The following is a 23697-nucleotide window of genomic DNA, read 5'->3' on the forward strand; positions in this document are numbered from 1 at the left end:
TACTGGTTCAAGCCGCCGCCGGGGCGGGTGACGGGACAGCGTCGGGTCGATGAGCGAGACTGAGAGCGGCCCAGGATCCGTCACGGACGCCGATTACCGCAACCTCGCCGAGACGCTGCCGCAGCTCGCCTGGATCGCCGAGGCCGACGGCACGATCGTCTGGTACAATCAGCGCTGGTACGACTACACCGGCACCTCCCTCGACGAGATGCGGGGCTGGGGCTGGCGCACGGTCCACCACCCGGACCACGTCGCGGCGGTGACCGAGCGCTACCGCGCCGCGATCACGCTGGGCCGGTCCTGGGAGGACACGTTCCCGCTGCGCGGTCGCGACGGGAGCTATCGCTGGTTCCTGTCGAAGGCGCTGCCCTACCGGGACGAAGCCGGGCGGATCCTGCGCTGGTACGGGACCAACACCGACATCACCGGCCGCCGCGCGGTCGAGGAGCGCCTGCGCCACTCGGAGCAGCGCTTCCGGGCGCTGGTGGACGCCTCGGCGGCGGTGATCTGGAACACCGACGCGGCGGGCGAGCTGATGCCGCCGCAGGTCCGGTGGAGCACCTATACCGGGCAGACCGAGGAGGCCTACCAGGGCTGGGGCTGGCTCGATGCCGTCCATCCCGAAGACCGGGGCCACGCGGCCGATGCCTGGGCCGCCTGCGTGGAGGCGCGCGCGACCTACGAGGTCGAGTACAGGCTGCGCCGCCACGACGGGGCCTGGCGTGCCATGGAGGTGCGCGGCGTGCCGGTCCTCGCCGAGGACGGCTCCCTGCGGGAATGGGTCGGGACCTGCGTCGACGTCACCGAGCGCAAGGAGGCCGAGGAGGCGGTGGAGCGTGCCCGGCAGGCCGCCGAGGCGGCCAACCGGGCGAAGAGCCAGTTCATCGCCAACATGAGCCACGAGCTGCGCACGCCGCTCTCGGCGGTGATCGGCTATTCCGAGATGCTCGGCGAGGAGCTGGAGGATATCGGTCAGGCCGCCCTCCTGCCCGACCTGCGCAAGATCGAGGCGGCCGCCCGCCACCTGCTGTCGCTGATCAACGACGTCCTCGACATCTCGAAGATCGAGGCCGGCCGCATGACCGCCTCGGCCGAGACCTTCACGGTGGCCGACCTGCTCCGGGACGTCTCCGATTCCACCGGATCCCTGGTCGAGAAGAAGGGCAACCGCTTCGTCCTCGACGCCGGCGCGGCGGGGGCGGACGGCCTGGGCTCCATGCACCAGGACCAGACCAAGATCCGCCAGTGCCTGCTGAACCTGATCGGCAACGCCGCGAAGTTCACCGAGCGGGGGACGATCACCCTGACGGTGCGGCGGCACCGGGACGCGGGGGCCGACTGGCTGTCCTTCGCGGTCGCCGACACCGGCATCGGCCTGACCGAGGCCCAGATCGGCCGCCTGTTCGAGCGGTTCGTCCAGGCCGACGATTCGACCACCCGGCAGTTCGGCGGCACCGGCCTCGGGCTCGCCATCACCCGCGCCTTCTGCCGGACGATGGGCGGCGATATCGGCGTCGCCAGCACGCCGGGCGCCGGGGCGACCTTCACGGTCCGCCTGCCCGCGACCCTGCGGCCCGAGGACGCGCCGCCGGCGGAGGCCGAGGCGCACACGCCGGTAGAGCCGCACGAGCAGCACGAGACGGTGCTGCTGGTCGACGACGACCCGGCCGCGCGGGAATTGCTCCAGCGCTTCCTGGAGCGCGAGGGCTTCCACGTCCGCAGCGCCAACGACGGCCGTGCCGGCCTGACGCTCGCCCGGGCCCTGAAGCCGCGGGCGATCCTGCTCGACGTCGAGATGCCGCGCATGGACGGCTGGGCGGTGCTGCACGCGGTGCGCAGCGACCCCGACCTCGCCGGGACGCCGGTGATCATGACCTCGGTGGTGGCCGAGCAGGGGCTCGGCCAGGCGCTCGGCGCCACCGACTACTTCGTCAAGCCGATCGACTGGGACCGGCTCAAGGGCCTGATGGAGCGCTACCGGCCCGCGGCGCCGAACGAGGCGCGGGTCCTCGTGGTCGACGACGACGCGGATGCCCGCGAGCGCCTGCGCCGGTCCCTCGGCCGCGAGGGCTGGACCGTCGACGAGGCTGAGAACGGCCGGATCGCCCTGGAGCGGGTGAGCCAGGCGCGGCCGAGCCTGATCCTGCTCGACCTGATGATGCCCGAGATGGACGGCTTCGGCTTCCTGCGGGCGCTCCGGTCGCGGCCCGACGGCGACGTGCCCGTGGTGGTGCTCACCGCCAAGGAGGTCACGGCGGCCGAGAAGGAGAGCCTGAACCGGCAGGCCGACCGGGTGATCGCCAAGGGCTCCATGAGCCTCGCGGAGATCGGCCGGCAACTGCGCGTCCTCTACGCGCGTTCGGCGACCGAGCCGGTGCCGGGGCAGCTCCAGGGATTGCTCGATCGGCTCGCCGAGAAGGACGCGGGAGAACCACGATGAGTGCGGACGGGATCGATCCGGAGAAGGCAGTGGCCATCCGGCTGCGGGCGCGGCTCGCGGTGGTGGAGCGGGCGGCGTGGTTCGGCTTCGTCCACGCGATGAAGACCCGGCCGGTCGAGACCGAGGCCTACATCGCCTCGGAGCGGGCGCGCTGCACGGACGGGTTCGGCAGCGGCGCCTGGGCGAAGGACCTCACCGACGCCGAGCGGGCGATGCTCGCCGACGAGGTCGACAGCGGGCTGGCGCAGCTGCTGGAGGATGCCCGCGCGGAGCTGTGAGGCCGGGCCTCCCGGGCGGAGGCGTGTCCGGGCGTCCCGATGGCAACGAAAGACGCTCTCCCGCTTTGACGGCCTGACGTCGACGGGACGACGTCGCCGAGGCGCCCATGCTGTACGAACTCGCGACCCTCTCGTGCCCGCTGCTCGCGGTGGGCCAAGTCTCTGCCGGCGTCGAGGCTTGGCTGGACGATCCCGATGCCAAGGGGGAGCTGGTCGGCTGCTGGCGCACCGAGATCGGCACGCTGGGGCGCCTGATCGTGCTGCGCGGGTTCGCGGCGCCCGAGGACATGACCGCCGAGCGCCGGCGCGCCCTCCTCAGCGCCAACCCGTTCAACGCCGGGCCCGTGATCACCGCGCTGGAGATGGACAGCTACGCCCCGTTCCCCTTCCTGCCGCCGGTCCGGACGGGCGACCGGGGCGGCGTGTACGAGGTCCGGACCTATCGCTTGAAGCCGGGGGGCCTGCCGCCGACCCTCGCGGCCTGGGAGGCCGCGATCGGGCCGGCAGGCGCCTACACGCAGCACCTCGTCGTGAACCTGTACGCCCTCGACGGCGCGCCGCGCATCACGCACATCTGGGGCTTCCGGAGCCTGGAGGAGCGGGCCGCGCTGCGGACCCGCGCCTACGAAGCGGGGATCTGGCCCCCGAAGGGCGGCCCGGACCAGATCGCGGAGGCGACCGCGACGATCGCGCTCCCCCAGGGACGCTCGCCCCTGCGCTGACCGCCGGCCCCACGGAAGCGGCCGCCCGCGCGGCGGGCCCGATGCGTGACGACCGCGCTCGACCGGGCCTGGATCGAGGCCGGTGGCGCTGTTTCGCGCGCGGGCGGAGCCGGCACCGCCGCTCAGGCGCCGAACACGTCGCGCCAGGCCGGCGGAAGCCCCGTCCCGGCCAGGGGCGGCGACGGCGCGTGTCCGGGCAGGCTCGTCGCGGAGAACACGCCGCGGGCCACCGCCCGGGCCAGGACCCGCGCGGCGACGTCGCCGAGGCGGGCGAGGTCGACCACCGGCTCGGGGAGGGGTACGGCGCCGGTCGCCGCGGCGAAGACCAGGTCGCCGTCGAGGGGCGTGTGCGCCGGCACGAGCGCGCGGGCGAGTCCGTCCTGCGCGGCGACCGCGAGGCGCCGGCACTGCGCCTTTGTCAGCGCCGCGTCGGTCGCCACCACGGCCAGCGTCGTGGCGGCGCCCGGCAGCGCGCGGGCCGGAAAGGCGTGGGCCTCCGGCGGCACCCGGACCGGCGCGCCCAGGCCGCCGAACTCGTCGCCCACCTCGAAGGGCGCCGCCCAGAAATGCGGCCCGGCGCCGATCGTCGCGTTGCCGAAGGCGTTCACGGCCGCGAGCGCCCCGACGCGGAAGCCCGTTCCCGGCACGTGCGCCGAGGCGGATCCGATCCCGCCCTTCAGTCGCCCGGTGCGCGCGCCCGTCCCGGCGCCGACGGAGCCCAGGGCGAAATCCGCGGCCGCGGCCGCGGCGGCCTGAAAGCCCAGCTCGCGATAGGGCGGATAGCGGCCCCAGGCCTTGTCGCCGCCGTTGGGGAGATCGAACAGGACCGCCCCGGGGACGATCGGCACCCGCACGGCGCCGACCGCGAAGCCGCGCCCGGCCTCGGCGAGCCACGCCGCCACGCCGGCCCCCGCGTCGAGGCCGAAGGCCGAACCGCCGGAGAGGACGAAGGCGTCGACCCGTTCCACCGTGCGCTCGGGGTCGAGCAGGTCGGTCTCGCGGGTGCCCGGCCCGCCGCCGCGCACGTCGACGGCGGCGATGGCCGGCTCATCGAACAGGATCGCGGTGACGCCGCTGGCGAGCCGCAGGTCGGTGGCGTGGCCGACCCGCAGGCCGGGAATGTCGGTGATGCGATTCTGCGGCATGGACCGAGCTTGCCACGCCGTGACATCGCCGCAAATGCGGCCGGGGCCGTTGACCGCCGGCCGGGGTTTCCCAGGTTGCCAGACGGCAGAGCGCGTCGAGGAGCACGGCATGGACGTCGGATTCATCGGAATGGGGCGGATGGGCCGCGGCATGGCGGCCAACCTCGCGCGGGCCGGCCACACGATCCGCGCCTGGAACCGCTCGCCGGAGGCCGCGCGCGGCATCGACGGCGTCACCCCGGTGGCGAGCGCCGCCGAGGCCTTCGCCGGCGATGCGGTCGTCACCATGCTGGCCGACGACGCGGCCCTCGAGGCCGTGATCGTGGCCGGCGGCCTCCTCGACCGGCCGGAGCGGCCCGGCCTGCATGTCGGGATGAGCACGGTCTCGGTGGCCCTGGCGAAGCAGCTCGCCGCGGTGCACGCGCGGGCGGGCGTCCCGTACATCTCGGCACCGGTCTTCGGGCGGCCGGACGTCGCGGAGGCCGGCAAGCTCAACATCGTGGCGGCGGGGGAGGCGGCGCTGATCGACCGCGCGGGCCCGCTCCTCGACGCGATGGGCGCGAAGACCTGGCGCTTCGGCGACGACCCGACGCGGGCGAACGCCGTCAAGCTCGCCGGCAACTTCATGCTGATCTCGGCGATCGAGGCCATGGCCGAGGCCTGCGCCCTCACCGAGGGCCACGGGGTCCCGGGCGCCGACTTCCTCGACCTGATGACCAACACGCTGTTCGCCTCGCCGGTCTACAAGGGCTACGGCGCCTCGATCGCGCAGAACCGCTACGAGCCGCCGGGCTTCATCCTCAAGCTCGGGGCCAAGGATGTGCGGCTCGCCCTCCAGGCGGCCGAGGACGCCGGGGTGCCGATGCCGTTCGCGAGCGTGCTGCGGGACGGTCTCATCGAGGCGATCGCCCACGGCGACGGCGAGAAGGACCTCGCGGCGCTCGCCCGCGTCTCTGCTCGCCGTGCAGGTCAGGGTTGAGATCGACGACGATGCATCGCCTTTCTGGCGAGCCTTAACCCGTCATTTCGACTTCACAATCGAGTGTGCGCGCCGGCTATAGGCACGGATACCAATATATGCGCACACATTCCTATTCGCTGCGCAGGATGACTCTGTCTACGAAAGTCATCCTGCTGGCGATGCTCGCCGTGACACTCACCGCCGGCGCCATCTGGATCACGGTCTCGCGGCAGACCTGGTCGCAGATGGAGGCGCGTCAGCGCAGCAACGGCGAGCGCAACCTGAGAACTCTGGCGCTCGTCCTGGCGGCGCGGGCCGAGGGCGCGGCAGCCGATCTCGACGGCGCGCGCGTCGCCCGGGTGTCGACGCCGAGCCTGTCGGGCTTCGCCGATGCCGGCGTCGTGGACGACGCCGTCGCCTATTCGGGCGGCCTGGCGACGGTGTTCAGCTACGAGCCCGCCTCCGACAGCTTCGTGCGGCGCCAGACCACGGTGCGCCGGGAGGACGGGACCCGCGCGGTCGGCACGGCCCTCGCCGCCGACAGCCCGGCCCAGGCCGCGATCCGCGCCGGGCGGATCTACGAGGGGCCGGCGGCCCTGTTCGGGCGGCGCTACTACACGGTGTACCAGCCGACGGTTGACGCCGCCGGCAAGGTGAACGGCGTCCTGTTCGTCGGCCTGCCGATCGAGATGTACTTCGACGCCCATGCCCAGACGATGACGAGCCTCAGCGTCGCCGCCCTGATCATCGCGGTGCTGGCCTGCGCCCTCGTCGGGCTCGCGGCGGCGCGGCTGTTCCGGCCTTTCTCGGCGATCGCCTCGCGGATCGAGGGCCTCGCGGGCGGCGACCTGGACTCGGCGATCCCCCACGCCGAGCGCGGCGACGAGATCGGCACCGTGGCGCGCGCCCTCGAGGTGCTGCGCGTCGCCGGGCTGCGGACCCGGGAGCTCGAGGGCCTGCAGAGCGCGGGCGCGGCCGACGAGACGCGGCGGCGGGCCGCCCTCGACCGGGCCATCGAGGCGTTCCGGGGGCAGGTCGTCCGCCTGAAGGACGCGCTGACCGCCAGCACCGGCGCGATGCGCGCCCGGGCCGGCGAGATGGCGGCCAGCTCCGCCGAAGCGGAGGTCGCCGTCGCCGAGACCGAGCGCGGCTCGCACGAGACCTCGGCCAGCGTCCAGACCGTCGCGAGCGCCGCCGAGGAACTCTCCGCCTCCATCGCCGAGATCGGCGCCCAGCTCGATCAGGCCGAGGCCCTGGTGGCCACGGCCGCCGCGGAGTCGGACGCGATGAACGCCGAGATCGGCGAACTCGCCGAGGCCGCGGGGCGCATCGGCGCCGTGGTCGGGCTGATCCGCCAGATCGCCGAGCAGACCAACCTGCTGGCCCTCAACGCGACGATCGAGTCCGCCCGGGCCGGCGCCGCCGGCAAGGGCTTCGCCGTGGTGGCCGCGGAGGTGAAGGCGCTGGCGTCGCAGACCGCGCGGGCGACCGAGGAGATCGGCAGCCAGATCGCCGGCGTGCAGGCCTCGACGACCGCGGCCGTGGCGGCGATCGGCCGGATGGGCGAGCGGATGCGCGCGGTCAGCGCCACCACGGGCGGGATCGCGTCGGCGGTCTCGGCCCAGGGGGCGGCCACGGCGGAGATCTCCCGCAACGTCGCCGACACGGCCGGCGCCACCGAGGCCATCGCGGGCGGCCTGACCACGGTCGCCGGCGCCGCACGGCGCTCGGCCCGCATGGCCGCCACCGTCACCGAGGCGGCTCAGACCGTCGACACGGTCGCGGCCGATCTCGAGGGCGAGATCGAGCGCTTCCTCGGTCAGGTCGCGGCCTGAGCCCTCAGAGCCCGTAGCGGGCGAAGGCCGCGCGCTCCGCGAACGCGGCCATCGCCCCCTCGGCCAGGTCGATCCCGCCCGGCGCGCCGCCGCGGCGCAGGATGCGGGAGAGCAGGCCGCCGCGCGCCTCGGCGACGAGGCGTAGGTCGACCTTCTCGCCGAAGCGCGCGCGCATCGCGGTGCGCACGTCGCCCAGCGCGTCGACGAGGCCGAGGGGCAGCGCCTGCCGCCCGGTCCAGACCGCGCCGGTGAACAGGTTCTCGGAGCGCGACAGGCCCGGGCGCCGGGCCGTGACGAGGCCGGTGAAGAGGTCCTGCACGTCGGCCTGGATGCGCTTCAGGCGCTCCACGTCGGCGGGATCCTCCGGGCGGAACGGGTCGAGCATCGACTTCGCCTCGCCCTGCGTGTGGACCCGGCGCTCGACGCCGAGCTTCTCCAGGAGACCGTGGAAGCCGAACCCGGCCGAGACCACGCCGATCGAGCCGACGATCGAGGTCGGGTCGGCGACGATCTCGTCGGCCGCGCAGGCGATCATGTAGCCGCCGGAGGCCGCGACATCCTCCACGAAGGCGATCACCGGCACACCCTTCTCGTCGGCCAGCGCCCGGATGCGGCGGTGGATCAGGTGCGACTGCGCCGGCGAGCCGCCGGGCGAGTTGATCACCAGCGCCACCGCCTTCACCCCCGGCATCCCGAAGGCGCGCTCCAGGCTGCCCGCGACGCCCCCGATCGAGAGCCCCGGCCGGAGCGGCGAGACCGCGCCGATCGTGCCCGACAGCCGGACCACCGCGACCCGCGGGCGTCGGTCCCGGAAGCGGCGCGGGAGGAGGGCGCGGAATGTGTCGGGGAACGCGAACGCCATGGGGTCTTACGCGGCTCATCGGGAAGCCGGGCGGGAGACGGCCCGGAAGCGCCTGTCGTCGGAAACTGGGCGCTTTCCGGCCCCGCGCAAGGGCGGCGAGCGAGGGTGGTGCGCGAGGGCGCTGCGCGACGGCGGCGCGTCTGCGCAGTCAGAACGGATCGAACCGTTTGCCGACCTTGGCCGTTTCAGGCGACGGCGCGAGCCTCGTGCCGGCCCGGATCCGCTGGACTCGGACGGGCGCTCACACGGGAGAGAAACGATGCGACCCTGGCCGATCCTGGTCCTCCTCGCCGCGCTGCTCGGCGGGCTGGCGAGTGCGCCCGCGCGCGCAGCGCCGCTGCCGGTCCCCGCGAGCGCCGAGGCCGCCGCGCCCGCGCCGGCGGTGCAGCAGGCCCACTGGCGCTACCGCCGCCACTGGCACCGCCACCACCACTGGCGGCGCCACTGGCACCACCGCCGCCACTACTGGCACCGTCGCCATCACTGGCACCGGCACCACCATTTCCGCCGCCACTGGCACCGCCACCACGTCTGGCATGGCCGCCCGTACGGCCGCCCGTACGGCCACCGGCACGTCACGTTCTACTGAGCGCGGCCCTCCGCGTCCCGGCCCGATCCGGCCGGGACGCACCCCGGCCGGCAACCATGCCGGCAGCCGCGCTGCGACCTTGCGGGCGGCCTTGGAAAACCTTATTTAACCGTCTGATATCACTGCTCTTCCGAGAGGCCGTTCCGGCGCATCGCGCGCCGCCCAGGAACGGCCGAGAGCACCGCCCGTCCGGGCTTCAGAACGGAAACCGACTTGGCCGAGAACGATCCGACTGGCGCAGCCCCGCCCGCCAGCGACATCCGCCCCGTCTCCATCACCGACGAGATGCGTCGCTCCTACCTTGATTACGCGATGAGCGTGATCGTGAGCCGGGCGCTTCCCGACGCCCGCGACGGGCTCAAGCCGGTGCACCGGCGCATCCTGTACTCCGCCTTCGAATCCGGGCACCTGCCCGAGCGGAAATACGTCAAGTCGGCGCGCATCGTCGGCGACGTGATCGGTCTCTACCACCCGCACGGCGACCAATCGATCTACGACGCACTCGTGCGGATGGCGCAGGACTTCTCCATGCGCCTCATGCTCATCGACGGGCAGGGCAATTTCGGCTCGGTGGACGGCGATCCGCCGGCCGCGATGCGCTACACCGAATCAAGGCTCGCCAAGCCCGCGACCGCGCTGCTCACCGACATCGACAAGAACACCGTCGATTTCGGACCGAACTACGACGAGTCGCGCGAGGAGCCGACCGTCCTGCCGGCCCGCTTCCCGAACCTGCTGGTCAACGGCGCGGGCGGCATCGCGGTCGGCATGGCGACCAACATCCCGCCGCACAATCTCGGCGAGCTGATCGACGCCTGCGTGGCGCTGATCGACGATCCGGGTTTGACCATCGAGCAGCTCACCGAGATCGTGCCCGGTCCGGACTTCCCGACCGGCGGCATGATCCTCGGCCGCGCCGGCACCCGGCAGGCCTACGCGACGGGCCGCGGCTCGGTGATCATGCGCGCCAAGTCGCATGTCGAGGAGCTGCGCAAGGAGCGCGAGGCGCTGATCTTCACCGAGATCCCCTATCAGGTGAACAAGGCGACGCTGGTCGAGAAGATCGCCGAGCTGGTGAAGGAGAAGCGCGTCGAGGGCATCTCCGACCTGCGCGACGAATCCGACCGGACGGGCATGCGCATCGTCGTCGAGATCAAGCGCGACGCCATGGCCGACGTGGTGCTGAACCAGCTCTACCGGTTCACGCCGCTGCAGAGTTCCTTCGGCTGCAACATGGTGGCGCTGAACGGCGGCCGCCCCGAGCTGATGAACCTGAAGGACCTGCTCCAGGCCTTCGTGGATTTCCGCGAGGAGGTCGTCTCCCGCCGCACCAAGTTTCTCCTCGGCAAGGCCCGCGAGCGGGCCCACGTCTTGTGCGGCCTCGCCATCGCGGTCGCCAACATCGACGAGGTGATCCGCCTGATCCGGACCTCGCCGGACCCGAACACCGCCCGCGAAGCCCTGATGGCCCGCGACTGGCCGGCCCACGACATCGCGCCGCTGATCGCGCTCGTCGATGACCCGCGCCACAGGGTCGCCGAGGACGGGACCTACCGCCTCTCCGAGACCCAGGCCCGTGCCATCCTCGACCTGCGCCTGCAGCGCCTCACGGCGCTCGGCCGCGACGAGGTCGGCGACGAGCTGAAGACGCTCGCCGACGAGATCGCCGACTACCTCGACATCCTCCGCTCGCGGGTGCGCATCCAGACCATCGTGAAGCAGGAGTTGGTGGAGGTGCGCGAGCAGTTCGCGACCCCACGCCGGACCGAGATCGTCGACTTCGACGGCAGCGTCGAGGACGAGGACCTGATCGCCCGCGAGGACATGGTCGTGACCGTGTCGCACGCCGGCTACGTCAAGCGCGTGCCGCTCTCGACCTATCGGGCCCAGCGCCGCGGCGGGAAGGGCCGCTCCGGCATGGCGACCCGCGACGAGGATTTCGTCACCCGCCTGTTCGTGGCCAACACCCACACGCCGGTGCTGTTCTTCTCCAGCCAGGGCCAGGCCTACAAGGAGAAGGTCTGGCGCCTGCCGATGGCCGCCCCGAACGCCCGCGGCAAGGCGCTGGTGAACATCCTGCAATTGCAGGACACCTCCGAGCGCATCACCACGATCATGCCGCTGCCGGAGGACGAGGCGTCCTGGGAGACGCTCGACGTGATGTTCGCGACCGCCCGCGGCAACGTCCGGCGCAACAAGCTCTCGGACTTCACCACGGTGAACCGCAACGGCAAGATCGCCATGAAGCTCGATCCGGGCGATCACATCGTCCATGTCGAGATCTGCCGTCCGGACCAGAACGTTCTGCTGACTACGGCGCTGGGCCAGTGCATCCGCTTCCCGGTCGAGGACGTGCGCGTCTTCAAGGGCCGCGATTCGACCGGCGTGCGCGGCATCCTGCTCGGCAAGGACGACAAGGTCATCTCGATGACCATCCTGAACGCCTTCGACGCCACCGCGGAGGAGCGGGCCGGCTACCTGAAGATGCGTCGCGCCGTGACCGGTGAGGCCGAGGAGAACGGCGACGCGGAGCCCGAGGACGGCGCCGAGGCGGCGGCGATCTCGCTCGACCGCTACAACGAGATGGGCGCGGCCGAGCAGTACGTGCTGACCCTGTCGGAGCGGGGCTTCGGCAAGCGCTCCTCGTCGTTCGAGTACCGGACCTCGGGACGCGGGGGTAAGGGCATCACGGCGATGCGGGTCAATCCCCGCAACGGCAGCCTCGTGGCGTCCTTCCCCGTCGAGGCCTCGGACCAGATCATGCTGGTGACCGACGGCGGCCAGCTGATCCGCGTGCCGGTGGACGACATCCGCATCGTCGGCCGCGCCTCGCAGGGCGTGACGGTGTTCAACACCGCCAAGGACGAGAAGGTCGTCTCGGTGGAGCACATCGAGGGCGAGGACGAGGGCGCCGAGGCCGGCCCGGAGGGCGGCGAGGAGGCGTGAGGCACCGCCCGGTTCCGTCCGGCGCGAAAATGCTCTAGGTCGGGTCGCGATGACCCGCACCGCCCTCTACGCCGGCTCGTTCGATCCGGTCACGAACGGCCATCTCGACGTGGTCCGCCAAGCCTGCCGGCTGGTGGACCGCCTCGTGATCGCCATCGGCGTCCATCCCGGCAAGGCGCCGCTGTTCTCCGCCGAGGAGCGGGCGGCACTGCTGGCCGAGACCTGCGGGCCGGTGGCCCAGGCCGAGGGCGCGGCGCTGGAGATCGTCACCTTCGACGATCTCGCCGTCTCGGCCGCCCGGCGCTGCGGCGCTGCGATCTTCATCCGCGGCCTGCGCGACGGCACGGATCTCGACTACGAGATGCAGCTCGCCGGCATGAACGGCGCCATGGCGCCCGAGGTGCAGACCGTGTTCCTGCCCGCCTCGACGCAGGCCCGCCCGATCACCGCGACCCTGGTGCGCCAGATCGCCGGCATGGGGGGCGACGTCTCGCCCTTCGTGCCCGCTCCCGTCGCCGCGCGCCTCAGGCAGCGCTTCGCCGCTCAGTCCTGACGATTGCCCGATCCCGAAAGGATTCCGATGAACCGACGCCACGCCCTCCTCGCGCTCGCCCTCACGCTCGGCACCGCCCAGGCCGCCCGGGCCGCCGACGCCAACACGGTCTATCTCCAGACCAAGGACGGGCGGATCACCATCGAGCTGCGGCCCGACATCGCGCCCAAGCACGTCAAGCAGATCAAGACGCTGGTTTCGCAGGGCTTCTACAACGGCCTCAAGTTCCACCGCGTCATCGACGGCTTCATGGCCCAGACCGGCGACCCGAAGGGCAACGGCACCGGCGGCTCCAGCCTGCCGAACATCCCGGCCGAGTTCACGCAGTCGGCCCAGTTCCGCCGCGGCACCGTGGGCATGGCCCGCTCGCAGGACCCGAACTCGGCGAACTCGCAGTTCTTCATCTGCCTCGGCGACGCGCCGTTCCTGAACGGCCAGTACACGATCGTCGGCAACGTCACGGACGGGCTCGACGTCCTCGACAAGATCAAGAAGGCCGCCCCGGGCGCGCCGGGCGGGGCCGTCCAGGATCCCGACAAGATCGTCAGCATGACGCTCGCCGAGAAGGCCAAGTAGCGGCCGCATGCCGGGCCGGCGCGCCGCCTCGATCCTCCTGCTGAGCTTGATCCCGGCGGCCGCCGCGGCCTATGACGGCGCCCCCTTCTACGGCTACGCCGACGGGCCGGGCGGCGGCTACCCGCTGAGCCTGCCCCAGACCCTGCGCGCCACGGTCCCGGTGCCGGTCGCCCGGGTGGCGACCAGACCCGCCGACACCCTGGCGGAACTCTACCCGGCGCTCGCCGCCTGCTGGCAGGCGCCGGGCGGCCTCGGCCGCCCGAGCGGCGGCGCCGACGACATCGAGATCACCCTGCGGCTCGCGCTGCGGCGCGACGGCAGCCTGATCGGGCCACCCCGCGTCACCTACGCGGCGGGCGTCGCGGGCGCTCAGCGGACCGCCCTCGTGCGCGGGACCCTCGACGCCCTCGCGCGCTGCACCCCGGCCCACATCACGCCGGGCCTGGGCCGGGCGATCGCGGGCCGGCCGGTGGCGCTCCGCTTCGTCTACCGCCCGCCGGCCTGAGCGCCGGCGAACCCGTCACGGGCGCTGGCCGGATCCGGCGCGCGCCGATACAGTTCCCCCAACCGGAAGGAAAGACCATGGCCGACAACGAGACCATCGTGCTGGAGACCACCAAGGGCCGCGTCGTGATCGCGCTGCGCCCCGACCTCGCCCCGGGCCACGTCGAGCGGATCAAGACGCTCGCCGCTCAGGGCTTCTACGACGGCGTGCCGTTCCACCGGGTGATCGACGGGTTCATGGCCCAGACCGGCGACCCGACCGGCACCGGCTCGGGCGGCTCCGACCTGCCGGACCTGAAGGCCGAGTTCAACGCCGAGCCGCACGTGCGCGGCACCTGCTCCATGGCGCGGACGAACTTCCCGCACTCGGCGAACTCGCAGTTCTTCATCTGCTTCGACGACGCCCGCTTCCTCGACAAGCAGTACACGGTGTGGGGCAAGGTCGTGGAAGGCATGGACGTGGTCGACACGATCAACAAGGGCGAGCCGCCGCGCTCTCCGGACAAGATCGTGAAGGCGACCGTCGCGGCGGCCTGAGCTCGGATCAAGCCTCGCGTCCGAAGCCATCTCTCGATGGCTTCGGCTCCGCCGGCTTGGCGAGCGGAGCGAAGCAATCCAGGGTCGCGCCACATCTCCGAGATGTCGCGCTGGCCAGGGTCTCTTCGCTTCGCTCGTGATGACGGCGGATCCTTATCACCCGCGGTCCAGGGCTTCCGCCGCGGCCAGATCCTCCGGCGCGTTGATGTTGAGGAACGGGTCCACCGGCTCGACCGGCCAGGACGCGACCGCCGCCCCGTGGCGCGCGATGAAGGCGCCGACCCGCCGCTCGCCCCGTTCGAGATAGTCCCGGAGCCCATCGCGCAGCGCCGTCGGCCAGAGCGCGATCGTGTAATGCTGCCGTTCGCCTGAGGCCGCGAGCGCGATGCCGGTTTCCGACGCGACAGCGTGGAGCCGCGCCACCAGATTCCCCGGCAGGAACGGCGCGTCGCCCGACACGCTCACCACCCGCGCGACGCCCCGCGCGCCGGCGTGCTCCAGCCCGGCGAGGATGCCGGCGAGCGGCCCCGGCTGGTCCGGCACGGGGTCCGGCAGGACCGGCCCGGGAAAGCCGGAGAACCGCGCCGGGTCGCCGTTGGCGCTGAGCGCCAGCCCGGCCGCGCATTGCGGGCCGAGCCGCTCGACCACCCGCTCCAGCAGGGTCCGGCCGCCGAGCCGCAGCAGCGGCTTGTCGCCCCCGCCCATCCGCCGCGCCCGCCCGCCGGCCAGGATCAGGCCCAGGACCGGCGGCGGCGCCACGGCCTTACTCGAACACGATCTTCGGTGCCGCCCGCCCCGCCGGCGCGCCGGACAGGTTCGCCCAGAGCTGGGCGGCGATGTCGCGATAGACCTTGGCGTGCGGCCCGTCCGGGTCGGTCGCCACCACCGGCCGGCCGTTATCCGACGTCTCGCGGATGGTCATGTTCAGCGGCACCTCTCCGAGGAACGGCACGCCGAGCCGCTGCGCCTCGTTCCGCGCGCCGCCATGCCCGAAGATGTGGGAGGCGTGTCCGCAATTCGGACAGACGAAGGTCGCCATGTTCTCGATCACGCCGAGGATCGGCACCGCGACCTTCTTGAACATGGTCACGCCGCGCCGCGCGTCGATCAGCGCGAGGTCCTGCGGCGTCGAGACGATCACGGCGCCCGAGAGCGGCGTCGCCTGCGCCATGGTGAGCTGCGCGTCGCCGGTGCCGGGCGGCATGTCGACGAGCAGCACGTCGAGCTCGCCCCAGAGCACGTCGCGCAGCATCTGGGTGATGGCCGACTGGACCATCGGGCCGCGCCAGATCATCGCCGTCTCGGGCTCGATCAGGAAGCCGATCGACATGACCTTGAGCCCGTAGCCGACCATCGGCTCCATCGCCTTGTTGTCGACGACGGTCGGCTTGCCCGAGAGGCCGAACAGCTTCGGCACGGACGGGCCGTAGATGTCGGCGTCGAGGAGGCCGACCTTTAGCCCCTGGGCCTGGAGCGCCAGGGCGAGGTTGCAGGCGGTGGTGGACTTGCCGACCCCGCCCTTGCCGGAGGCCACCGCCACGATGTGGCGCACGCCCGCGATCTGCGGGCCCTGGTTCGACGGTGCGCCGGGCCGCGGCGGCGCGACCGGCGGCGGCGTCACGGGTCGCGGGGCGGCGCTGCTCTGGGCCGGGTGGCTCTGGTTCCGCTCCGAGGTGAGGCTGGCGAACACGCCCGAAACGCCCGGCATCTGCAGCACCCGGCCCTCGGCCTGCCGCCGCACCGGCTCGAACCGCTCGGCCTCGCTGGGATCGACCAGGATCGAGAACATCACCCGGTTGTTCGGATCGACCACGACCTGAGAGAGCCGTCCCGAGCCGGGCAGGGTGGTGCCGGCGGCATCGACCGTGATGCCGGCGAGCGCCTTCAGCACGTCGTCGCGGGTGATCGCCAAGATGTCCTCCAGCGGGGCAAGCAGGTATGCCAGTGCATGTAACCGAGCCGGCCCAGAACACCAGACCCCGGGCGAGCAATCGGCGCCGGCGCCGACGGCCCGCCCGGAGCGCGTCAGTGCGGGCGGGCGATGAGGTTGCATTCCTCCATGGGGCCGCGCACCGCGGTCCCGTCGCCGCGCCGGTAGAAGCCGTGGCGCAGGCGGCGACAGCCGAGCGGGCCGCGCAGGCGCTTCACGCGCTCGATATGGACGCTGCCGTAGCGCCGGTTCGAGAAGTCGTGGCCGCCGATGCGCACGCCCGGGCCGAAGCGTACCTCGGCGATCGCCGGCACGGCGCAGAGCCCGAGCGCGCAGAGTCCGAGCGCGCAGAGCGCCAGCGCCGCCGCCGCGCGGCCGATTCCCCGAACACGTCGCATCCGAACCTCCTCACCGCACGGGCAAGCTGAACCAACGGGAGACTGATCCGTTGTCGGGGCAGCCTTCAGGCGGGGCCCCCTCCGGAGACCCCGCCGGGACCGAAACGACGCGTAGGAGACCACTTTCATGCATCAGGGCAACCACCGCGACCACGAGGGCGCGAAGAAGCTGTTCGAGCTCATCAAGGACGTGAAGATCGCCATGATGACCACCGTCGATGCGGACGGCACGCTCAACAGCCGCCCGATGTGGAACAACGACGCCGACGAGAACGGCGACCTGTGGTTCTTCACCAAGCTGCACTCGCCCAAGACGGCCGAGATCAGCAAGGACAACCAGATCAACCTCGCCTATTCCGACCCGTCGAGCCAGAACTACGTCTCGGTGGCCGGCAAGGCCGAGATCGTCCGCGACCAGGCGATCATCGACGCGAAGTGGAATGAGAGCCTGAAGACCTGGTTCCCGAACGGGAAGAACGATCCCGAGGTCGCACTGATCCGCGTCCATCCGGAGAAGGGCGAGTACTGGGACAGCCCGAACAGCACGATGCTGCACCTCTACGGCTACGTGAAGGCCTCGCTCACCGGCGAGAGCCCGAAGACCGAGACCAAGAAGGTCGACCTCGCCTGAGGATCGGTCGTCGGAATGGGCAATCTCGCGGGCGGTCTCCGGGCGGAGACCGCCCGTCTGCTTGACGGCTGCGGTCCCGGCATGCGCTCTGCGCGTTCCAAGCGCGGCAGAGTGCCTGACGAATGCTCGATCTGGCGAAACGGGTCTACGATCACAGTTTCCGCATCGACCCGATCGTGCGGTCGCTCCTCGACACCGATTTCTACAAGCTCCTGATGGCGCAGACGATCCTGCGCCGGCACCCCGACATCCGGACCACCTTCGGCATCACCAATCGCACCCGCCGGATCCGGATCGCCGACGAGGTCGATGCCGGGCTCCTGCGTGAGCAGCTCGACCACGCGCGGACGCTGCGCCTCAGCAAGGGCGAGATCACGTGGCTGCGGGGCAACGTGTTCCGCGGCCAGGGGCGCATCCTCGGCCCCGAATTCGTGAGCTGGTTCGAGACTTTCCAGCTCCCCGAATACGAGCTCGCCGTCCATGACGGCCAGTACGAGCTGACCTTCCACGGTCCCTGGGTCGAGACCACAATGTGGGAGGTCCCGGCGCTCGCGATCCTCAACGAGCTGCGGGCACGGGCCGTGCTGCGGGGCCTCGGCAAGCTCGACCTGCAGGTGCTCTACGCCCGCGCCATGACCCGGGTCTGGGAGAAGATCGAGCGGCTGCAGAGGCTGCCGGACCTGTCGGTGGCGGATTTCGGCACGCGCCGGCGCCACGGATTCCTGTGGCAGGACTGGTGCGTTCAGGCCATGGCGGAGGGCCTCGGCGGCGCGTTCCTCGGCACCTCCAACTGCCTGATCGCGGCTCGGCAGGAGGTCGAGCCGGTCGGTACCAACGCCCACGAGTTGCCGATGGTCTACGCGGCGCTCGCCGAGGACGACGCGGCGCTCGCCGCCGCGCCCTACGCGGTGCTGGCCGACTGGCAAGAGGATTACGGCGGCAACCTGCTGGTGATCCTGCCCGACACCTACGGCACCACCGGGTTCCTGGCGAACGCCCCCGACTGGGTGAGCGACTGGACCGGCATTCGCATCGACTCGAAGGACCCGATCGAGGGCGGCGAGGAGGCGATCCGCTTCTGGCAGGATCGGGGACACGACCCGCGGGACAAGCTCGCCATCTTCTCCGACGGGCTCGACATCGACGAGATCGAGCGCATCCACGCCCGGTTCCACGGCCGCATGCGCATCGGCTACGGCTGGGGTACGTTGCTCACCAACGATTTCCGCGGCCTGCTACCCGATCACAAGCTCGATCCGGTCTCCGTCGTCTGCAAGGTCACCGAGGCGGACGGCCGGCCGACCGTGAAGCTCTCCGACAATCCCACGAAGGCGCAGGGGCCGGCCGACGAGGTCGCCCGCTACCGGCGGGTCTTCGCCGTGGGCGAGCAGGAGGCGCTGCCGGTGGTGGTGTGAGGGCGGGCCACACCGGTTCCGGCGGATGCCTGCGGCGTCGCCGCCTTCGCGAGCGGACCGATGCAACCCGGTCGGCGCCGCCTTCATCGCGGTCGCGCCGTCCCGGGTCACTTCGTTGCGCCCGCGATGACGGTGCGGGCCCCGTCCACCGGGGCGTCCGCGCGGAACCCGTGTCAGACCCGGCCGGGTGAAACACGGAGGCTGCCGCCCCAGGGGTGAATTCATTATCATGTCCGGCAATCGGAGCCGCCCCGGGCGGCCCCATCCGGGAGAACGCCATGTCGATGAATCGCCGCTCGCTCATCGGGGCCGCGGGCCTCGCCCTGACGGCGCCCGCCCTGCAGGGGGCGCAGGCGGCCGAGGCCGCGAAGCCGGCCGCGAACGCAGCCGCGAAGGCAGCGCCGCCGCACGTCACGAAGATCCTCGCGCAGTGGATCCTGGGATCCTCCTACGACGCGCTGCCGGAGCCCGTCCGCCGCGAGGGCGTGCGCAGCTTCCTCAACTGGGTCGGGGTGGCGATCGGCGGCTCGCACCACGAGACGGTCGACGTGGCGGTCTCGGCGCTGCAGCCCTTCTCGGGGCCGCCGCAGGCCGGGCTGTTCGGCCGGACCGAGCGGTTCGACATCATGAACGCCGCCTTCCTCAACGGCGTGTCGAGCCACATCTTCGACTTCGACGACACCCACCTGAAGACGATCATCCACCCGGCCGGCCCGGTCGCCTCGGCGATCCTGGCCTACGCGGCGATGAAGCCGGTCTCGGGCAAGGACTTCCTCGACGCGCTGGTGGTCGGCATCGAGGCCGAGTGCCGGATCGGCAACGCGGTCTACCCGAACCACTACGACGCCGGCTGGCACATCACGGGCACCGCGGGTGTGTTCGGTTCGGCCGCTGCCGCGGGCAAGCTGATGGGGCTGACCGAGCAGCAGATGGTCTACGCCCTCGGCCTCGCCGCCTCGCAGCCGGTGGGGCTGCGCGAGTCGTTCGGCTCGATGAACAAGAGTTTCAACCCGGGCCGCGCGGCCTCGAACGGCCTGTTCGCCGCGATCCTGGCCGCGAAGGGCTTCACCTCGTCGGACGGGATGATCGAGGCCAAGCGCGGCTGGGCCAACACGATCTCCACCAAGCAGGACTGGTCGCAGATCACCGACGGCCTCGGCACCCGCTACGAGGCGCAGCTCAACACCTACAAGCCCTTCGCCTGCGGGATCGTCATGCACCCGACGATCGACGCGGCGATCCAGATCCGCGACCAGGACCACGTCAAGCCGGAGGACATCCAGCGCGTCGACCTGAAGGTCCACCCGCTGGTCCTGGAGCTGACCGGCAAGACCGCGCCGAAGACCGGTCTGGAGGGCAAGTTCAGCATCTACCACGCGGCCGCGGTCGCCTTCGTGGAGGGCGCGGGCGGCGAGAAGCAGTTCAGCGACCGGGCGGTGAACGATCCGCGGGTGGTGGCCCTCCGCCAGAAGGTGGTCCCGGTGATCACCCCCGGCGTCGACCCCGCGCAGGTCGACATGACCGTGACGCTGAACGACGGGCGGACGTTCCACCGCCATATCGAGCACGCGATCGGCAGCGTCGAGAAGCCGATGTCGGACGCGCAGCTCGAGGCGAAGTTCACCGACCTCGCCGCCGGAATCCTCCCGGACGCGCAGGCGCGGAAGGTGATGCAGCTGTGCTGGTCGCTGCCCGAGTTGAGGGATGCGGGCGACGTGGCGCGGGCCGGCGTCGCGGGAGCCTAACCTGGACGCGAAGCCCGCGGGATCGTTTTCGCGTCCCGTGCCGTTCCCCGTCCGCGAGGCCTCCGCCGCTCCCGGCGGCCGCCCGCGCGTGGCGTTCGGGACGTGGATCACGGTATGGGCACCAGAACCCCGGTCGGGGTCGAACCGGCAGCGCGGCCCGGGACTTCCCTGATCCCGCCGCGGCCGACCCGCGTCGCCGCGGCCGAGACGCCGCGGGCCGCCATGGCGTCGCCGGTCGTGGTCGGCGCGACCATCATCGCGGCGCTGTACTTCGGCCGCGAGATCTTCATCCCGATCGCGATCGCGCTGCTGCTGTCGTTCGTGCTGACGCCGCTGGTGAACCGCCTGCGGCGGCTGCGGCTGCCGCGGCTCGCGGCGGTGGGCGTCAGCGTGCTCCTGACCGTGGGCATCGTGGCCGCCCTGGCGACCCTGATCGGCATCCAGGCGGCCGATCTCGCGGGGGACGTCCCCCGCTACCGGGCCACCATCGAGCGCAAGATCAACGGCCTGCGCGACTCGCCCGTGGGCCACGTCACGGAGTACGTCGCCAATATCGGGCGGGCGCTCCACGGCGGCGCGAAGGAGGCCGGCAGCCCGGAGGCGCAGCCGGCCGCCCCGCCGCCGTCGCCGGGTCCCGATCAGGCCCAGGCCGCGCCCAAGCCGGTCCTGGTCGAGGTCGCCACGAGCCCGCCGGGCTCCCTGGAGATGCTCTCGACCGTGCTCACCCCGGTGATGCATCCCCTGGCCACGGTCGGCATCGTGTTCGTGGTGCTGCTGTTCGTGCTGATGCAGCGCGAGGACCTGCGCGACCGCATGATCCGGCTGGCCGGATCGAGCGACCTGCACCGGACCACCGTGGCCATCGACGACGCGGCCAAGCGCCTGAGCCGCTACTTCGTGGTGCAGCTCGCCCTCAACGCCGCCTTCGGCGTGGTGATCGGCATCGGCCTCTACCTCATCGGCGTGCCGAACCCGGTGCTATGGGCGATCTTCGCGGCCCTGATGCGCTTCGTCCCGTATCTCGGGGCGGTCCTGTCGGCGATCCTGCCGATGGCGCTCGCCGCCGCGGTCGATCCGAGCTGGAACATGATGATCGCCGTGGCGATCCTGTTCGTCGTCCTGGAGCCGCTGACCGGCCAGGTCTTCGAGCCGATCTTCTACGGGCAGTCCACCGGTCTCTCACCCTTCGCGGTCCTGGTCTCGGCCCTGTTCTGGACGTGGCTATGGGGGCCGGTCGGCCTGCTGCTCTCGACGCCGCTGACCGTGTGCCTCGTGGTGCTCGGCCGCTACGTCGAGCACCTGGAGTTCCTGGACGTGCTGTTCGGCGACCGGCCGGCGCTGACGCCCGTCCAGAACTTCTACCAGCGCATCCTGGCGGGCGATTCCGAGGAGGTGCTGGGCCATGCCGAGCTGATCCTGCAGCAATGCTCGCTCTCGTCCTACTACGACGAGGTCGTGCTCAAGGCGCTGGAACTCGCCGCCCGCGACGCGGCCCGCGGGGTGCTGACCGCGCAGCAGAAGGGCGCGATGCGGTCCGCGCTCACCGAGCTGATCGCCGACCTCTCCGACCGGAGCGACGCCGTCGCGGGGGCGACGGCCGATGGCGAGGAGAGCGCCTGCAGCCCGCTCCCGATGGGACCGGCCCCGGAGGCGCTGCCCGCCGCCTGGACGCGCGCGGGCGCGGTGCTGTGCGTGGCGGGGCGTGGCTTCCTGGACGAGGCCGCGGCCGCGATCCTCGCGCAGATCCTGGAGAAGCGCGGCCTCGGCGTCCGCGCGGTCCCCTTCGCCGAGACGGCCTCCGTGCGGATCGGCCGGTTCGAGGCCGGGCCGGCGCGGATCGCCTGCGTGGTCTCTCTGGCGCTCGACGGCGAGCCGACGCACCTGCGCCGGCTGATCCGCCGGCTGCGGAGCCGGGTCCCCGGCGTGCCGGTCCTGCTCGGCCTGTGGCTCGCCCAGGACGGCGGCGCCCGCCGCCTCGCCGGCGGGCCGGGGGGCGCCGCCGAGGCCGACGCGCAGGTGGGATCGCTGCGCGAGGCCGTCGAGGCTATCCTGGCGGCCGCGCAGGAGGACGCGACCTGCGCGGCGGCGGCGGCGGCGGCGGCGGCGGAAGGCCGGTCGGGCGGTGCGGCCGAGAGCGCCGCCGACGACCGGGACGCGGCGGCGCGTCTGCCGGCCCCGGCCGGGGCGTGAGTCGAGGATACGGGGAGACGGGGGCTTGACGGGCGGGGCCGCGCGCCGGCTTCGTCGGGACGGGCCGGTCGGCCGCGCGGCCTTCGGGCGGAACAGGGGACGGAACGGATGAGCGTCGTCGAACTCGGCCGGTTCATGGACGACCTCGCGGACGCGTCCGGGAAGGCGATCCTGCCGTTCTTCCGCGCCCAGTTCGGCCTGGACGACAAGGCCCGCGGCGGGGCGCCGTTCGATCCGGTCACCGAGGCGGACAGGGCCGCGGAGGTCGTCCTCCGGGCGATGATCGGCCAGACCTTCCCGGGCCACGGCATCCTCGGCGAGGAGTTCGGCGCGGAGCGCACCGACGCCGAGTGCGTCTGGGTCCTCGACCCGATCGACGGCACCCGCGCCTTCATCGGCGGCCTGCCGACCTGGGGCACCCTGATCGGGCTGACCCGCAACGGCGTGCCGGTGCGGGGCATGATGCACCAGCCCTACCTCGCGGAGCGCTTCACCGGGGACGGGCGCAGCGCGAAGCTCCGCGCGCCGGCGGGCGAGCGGACCCTGCGCACACGCCGCTGCGGGGACCTCGCCCAGGCGATCCTGGCCACCACGGATCCCCGGCTGTTCGCGGCCGGCGACGAGGCCGAGCGCTTCCGGGCGCTGGAAGGCCAGGTGCGGATGTCCCGCTACGGCGCGGATTGCTACGCCTACTGCATGCTGGCGTCCGGTCAGATCGACCTCGTGGTCGAGGCCGGGCTCAAACCCTACGACATCGTCGCGCTGATCCCGATCGTCGAGGGCGCGGGGGGCCGGGTCACGGCCTGGGACGGCGGCTCCGCCGCCGGCGGCGGTCGCGTGATCGCGGCCGGCGACCCGCGGCTGCACGAGGCCGCGCTCAGGGTTCTCAACCCGTGACGCGCGTCCGCATCGAGCCCGTCCGCCGACGCGAAGGCCCGACCGCGTGCTGCTGAACGCGCTGATCCTGATCACGACCCTGGTGCCGCACGCCGAGGCCGGCGCGGACGCCCTCGTTCGCGTCCTGCCGCCCAGCGCCGTCGCCTCCGCCTCCGCCTCCGCCCCGGCGGACAGCCAGCCCCCGCGCTTCGATCCCGCGACCCGCTCCGTGTCCAACTGGCACGCCCAGACCGGCGCGCAGCTGACGCCGCGGGCGCTGGCGGTCACGGCCTCGCTGGCCGACGACCCGCCCTACGTCGCCCGCTGCGTGCGGCTCAACAACGGCTGGTGCATCAAGTCCGCCCGCTGGCCCGGCGAGATCGGCGCCGACGGGGAGGGCCACACCGCCTTCGCCACCCTGGCCGACGGCGCCGACGCCGCCGCGAGCCTGCTGCGGCGCTACTACCGCGACTACGGCCGCCGCACGGCGCTGGCCATCGTGCGCCGCTGGGCGCCGGCCGAGTGCCGCGTCGGCGCCGCGCCCGCGCGGCCCGGCCGGGCGGG

21 protein-coding genes and 1 pseudogene are annotated in these 23697 nt (G+C 72.4%); 17 read left to right on the top strand and 5 right to left on the bottom strand.

Annotated features, from left to right (window positions below; all coding sequences use genetic code 11):
* Positions 1-49: 49 nt before the first annotated feature.
* The 3 genes from ACLBXO_RS25830 (at position 50) to ACLBXO_RS25840 (ending at position 3440) form a co-directional block, all read left to right on the top strand.
* Positions 50-2440: a response regulator gene (locus ACLBXO_RS25830; protein WP_447687172.1), complete on the top strand. Its 2391-nt coding sequence runs from the start codon at positions 50-52 to the stop codon at positions 2438-2440.
* Positions 2437-2718 (top strand): hypothetical protein, encoded by a 282-nt coding sequence (locus ACLBXO_RS25835; RefSeq protein ID WP_331318575.1) that lies wholly within the window; start codon positions 2437-2439, stop codon positions 2716-2718. Before ACLBXO_RS25830 ends, ACLBXO_RS25835 begins: the two co-directional genes overlap by 4 nt.
* 107 nt (positions 2719-2825) lie before the next feature.
* Positions 2826-3440, top strand: coding sequence for an NIPSNAP family protein (locus ACLBXO_RS25840; RefSeq protein WP_447687173.1), 615 nt, complete (start codon positions 2826-2828; stop codon positions 3438-3440).
* Between the two features lie 122 nt (positions 3441-3562).
* On the opposite strand, the gene ACLBXO_RS25845 is transcribed toward ACLBXO_RS25840, so the two are convergent.
* Positions 3563-4585: a P1 family peptidase gene (locus ACLBXO_RS25845; protein ID WP_447687174.1), complete on the bottom strand. Its 1023-nt coding sequence runs from the start codon at positions 4583-4585 to the stop codon at positions 3563-3565.
* Between the two features lie 109 nt (positions 4586-4694).
* Here ACLBXO_RS25845 and ACLBXO_RS25850 point away from each other — a divergent pair, with 109 nt between their 5' ends.
* Positions 4695-5564, top strand: coding sequence for an NAD(P)-dependent oxidoreductase (locus tag ACLBXO_RS25850; protein ID WP_447687175.1), 870 nt, complete (start codon positions 4695-4697; stop codon positions 5562-5564).
* A 98-nt stretch (positions 5565-5662) separates the two neighbouring features.
* Positions 5663-7381: a methyl-accepting chemotaxis protein gene (locus tag ACLBXO_RS25855; RefSeq protein ID WP_447687176.1), complete on the top strand. Its 1719-nt coding sequence runs from the start codon at positions 5663-5665 to the stop codon at positions 7379-7381.
* 4 nt (positions 7382-7385) lie between these two features.
* On the opposite strand, the gene ACLBXO_RS25860 is transcribed toward ACLBXO_RS25855, so the two are convergent.
* Positions 7386-8243 carry a S49 family peptidase gene (locus ACLBXO_RS25860; protein WP_331318580.1) on the bottom strand — a complete coding sequence of 286 codons (858 nt, stop codon included), beginning with the start codon at positions 8241-8243 and terminating at the stop codon, positions 7386-7388.
* 259 nt (positions 8244-8502) lie between these two features.
* Between ACLBXO_RS25860 and ACLBXO_RS25865 the strand changes: the two genes are divergently transcribed.
* From ACLBXO_RS25865 to ACLBXO_RS25890, 6 genes are all read left to right on the top strand, one after another.
* Positions 8503-8832, top strand: coding sequence for a hypothetical protein (locus tag ACLBXO_RS25865; protein WP_447687177.1), 330 nt, complete (start codon positions 8503-8505; stop codon positions 8830-8832).
* 213 nt (positions 8833-9045) lie between these two features.
* A complete protein-coding gene (gyrA, locus tag ACLBXO_RS25870) occupies positions 9046-11778 on the top strand; it encodes a DNA gyrase subunit A (RefSeq protein WP_447687178.1) in 2733 nt (910 codons plus the stop codon).
* A 49-nt stretch (positions 11779-11827) separates the two neighbouring features.
* Complete coding sequence (gene coaD / locus ACLBXO_RS25875) at positions 11828-12331, top strand: pantetheine-phosphate adenylyltransferase (RefSeq protein WP_447687179.1); 504 nt, start codon at positions 11828-11830, stop codon at positions 12329-12331.
* Positions 12332-12358: 27 nt separating this feature from the next.
* A complete protein-coding gene (locus tag ACLBXO_RS25880) occupies positions 12359-12907 on the top strand; it encodes a peptidylprolyl isomerase (RefSeq protein ID WP_020095390.1) in 549 nt (182 codons plus the stop codon).
* A 7-nt stretch (positions 12908-12914) separates the two neighbouring features.
* Entirely contained in the window at positions 12915-13412 is a 498-nt protein-coding gene (locus tag ACLBXO_RS25885) for a hypothetical protein (protein ID WP_447687180.1), read from the top strand.
* Between the two features lie 77 nt (positions 13413-13489).
* A complete protein-coding gene (locus tag ACLBXO_RS25890; protein WP_010686120.1) occupies positions 13490-13948 on the top strand; it encodes a peptidylprolyl isomerase in 459 nt (152 codons plus the stop codon).
* Positions 13949-14104: 156 nt separating this feature from the next.
* Here ACLBXO_RS25890 and mobA read toward each other — a convergent pair whose 3' ends face one another.
* The 3 genes from mobA to ACLBXO_RS25905 all read right to left on the bottom strand — a co-directional run bounded on the left by mobA (position 14105) and on the right by ACLBXO_RS25905 (position 16276).
* Complete coding sequence (gene mobA / locus ACLBXO_RS25895) at positions 14105-14707, bottom strand: molybdenum cofactor guanylyltransferase MobA (protein WP_447687181.1); 603 nt, start codon at positions 14705-14707, stop codon at positions 14105-14107.
* A 4-nt stretch (positions 14708-14711) separates the two neighbouring features.
* Complete coding sequence (gene apbC, locus ACLBXO_RS25900; protein ID WP_447687182.1) at positions 14712-15860, bottom strand: iron-sulfur cluster carrier protein ApbC; 1149 nt, start codon at positions 15858-15860, stop codon at positions 14712-14714.
* Positions 15861-15973: 113 nt separating this feature from the next.
* Positions 15974-16276, bottom strand: a complete 303-nt coding sequence (locus ACLBXO_RS25905) for a hypothetical protein (protein ID WP_447687183.1) — start codon at positions 16274-16276, stop codon at positions 15974-15976.
* Between the two features lie 127 nt (positions 16277-16403).
* Here ACLBXO_RS25905 and ACLBXO_RS25910 point away from each other — a divergent pair, with 127 nt between their 5' ends.
* From ACLBXO_RS25910 to ACLBXO_RS25935, 6 genes and pseudogenes are all read left to right on the top strand, one after another.
* On the top strand, positions 16404-16907 hold the full coding sequence (locus ACLBXO_RS25910; RefSeq protein WP_447687184.1) for a pyridoxamine 5'-phosphate oxidase family protein: 504 nt from the start codon (positions 16404-16406) through the stop codon (positions 16905-16907).
* 122 nt (positions 16908-17029) lie between these two features.
* Positions 17030-18322 (top strand): nicotinate phosphoribosyltransferase, encoded by a 1293-nt coding sequence (locus tag ACLBXO_RS25915; protein ID WP_331318700.1) that lies wholly within the window; start codon positions 17030-17032, stop codon positions 18320-18322.
* A gap of 278 nt (positions 18323-18600) precedes the next feature.
* Positions 18601-20067, top strand: a complete 1467-nt coding sequence (locus ACLBXO_RS25920) for an MmgE/PrpD family protein (protein ID WP_447687185.1) — start codon at positions 18601-18603, stop codon at positions 20065-20067.
* Between the two features lie 114 nt (positions 20068-20181).
* Entirely contained in the window at positions 20182-22257 is a 2076-nt protein-coding gene (locus tag ACLBXO_RS25925) for an AI-2E family transporter (protein WP_447687186.1), read from the top strand.
* Between the two features lie 108 nt (positions 22258-22365).
* Positions 22366-23154 carry a histidinol-phosphatase gene (gene hisN, locus ACLBXO_RS25930; protein WP_331318704.1) on the top strand — a complete coding sequence of 263 codons (789 nt, stop codon included), beginning with the start codon at positions 22366-22368 and terminating at the stop codon, positions 23152-23154.
* A gap of 46 nt (positions 23155-23200) precedes the next feature.
* Positions 23201-23697: pseudogene (locus ACLBXO_RS25935) on the top strand (hypothetical protein); the annotation flags it as partial.

This window comes from Methylobacterium sp. C33D, from assembly GCF_053345825.1.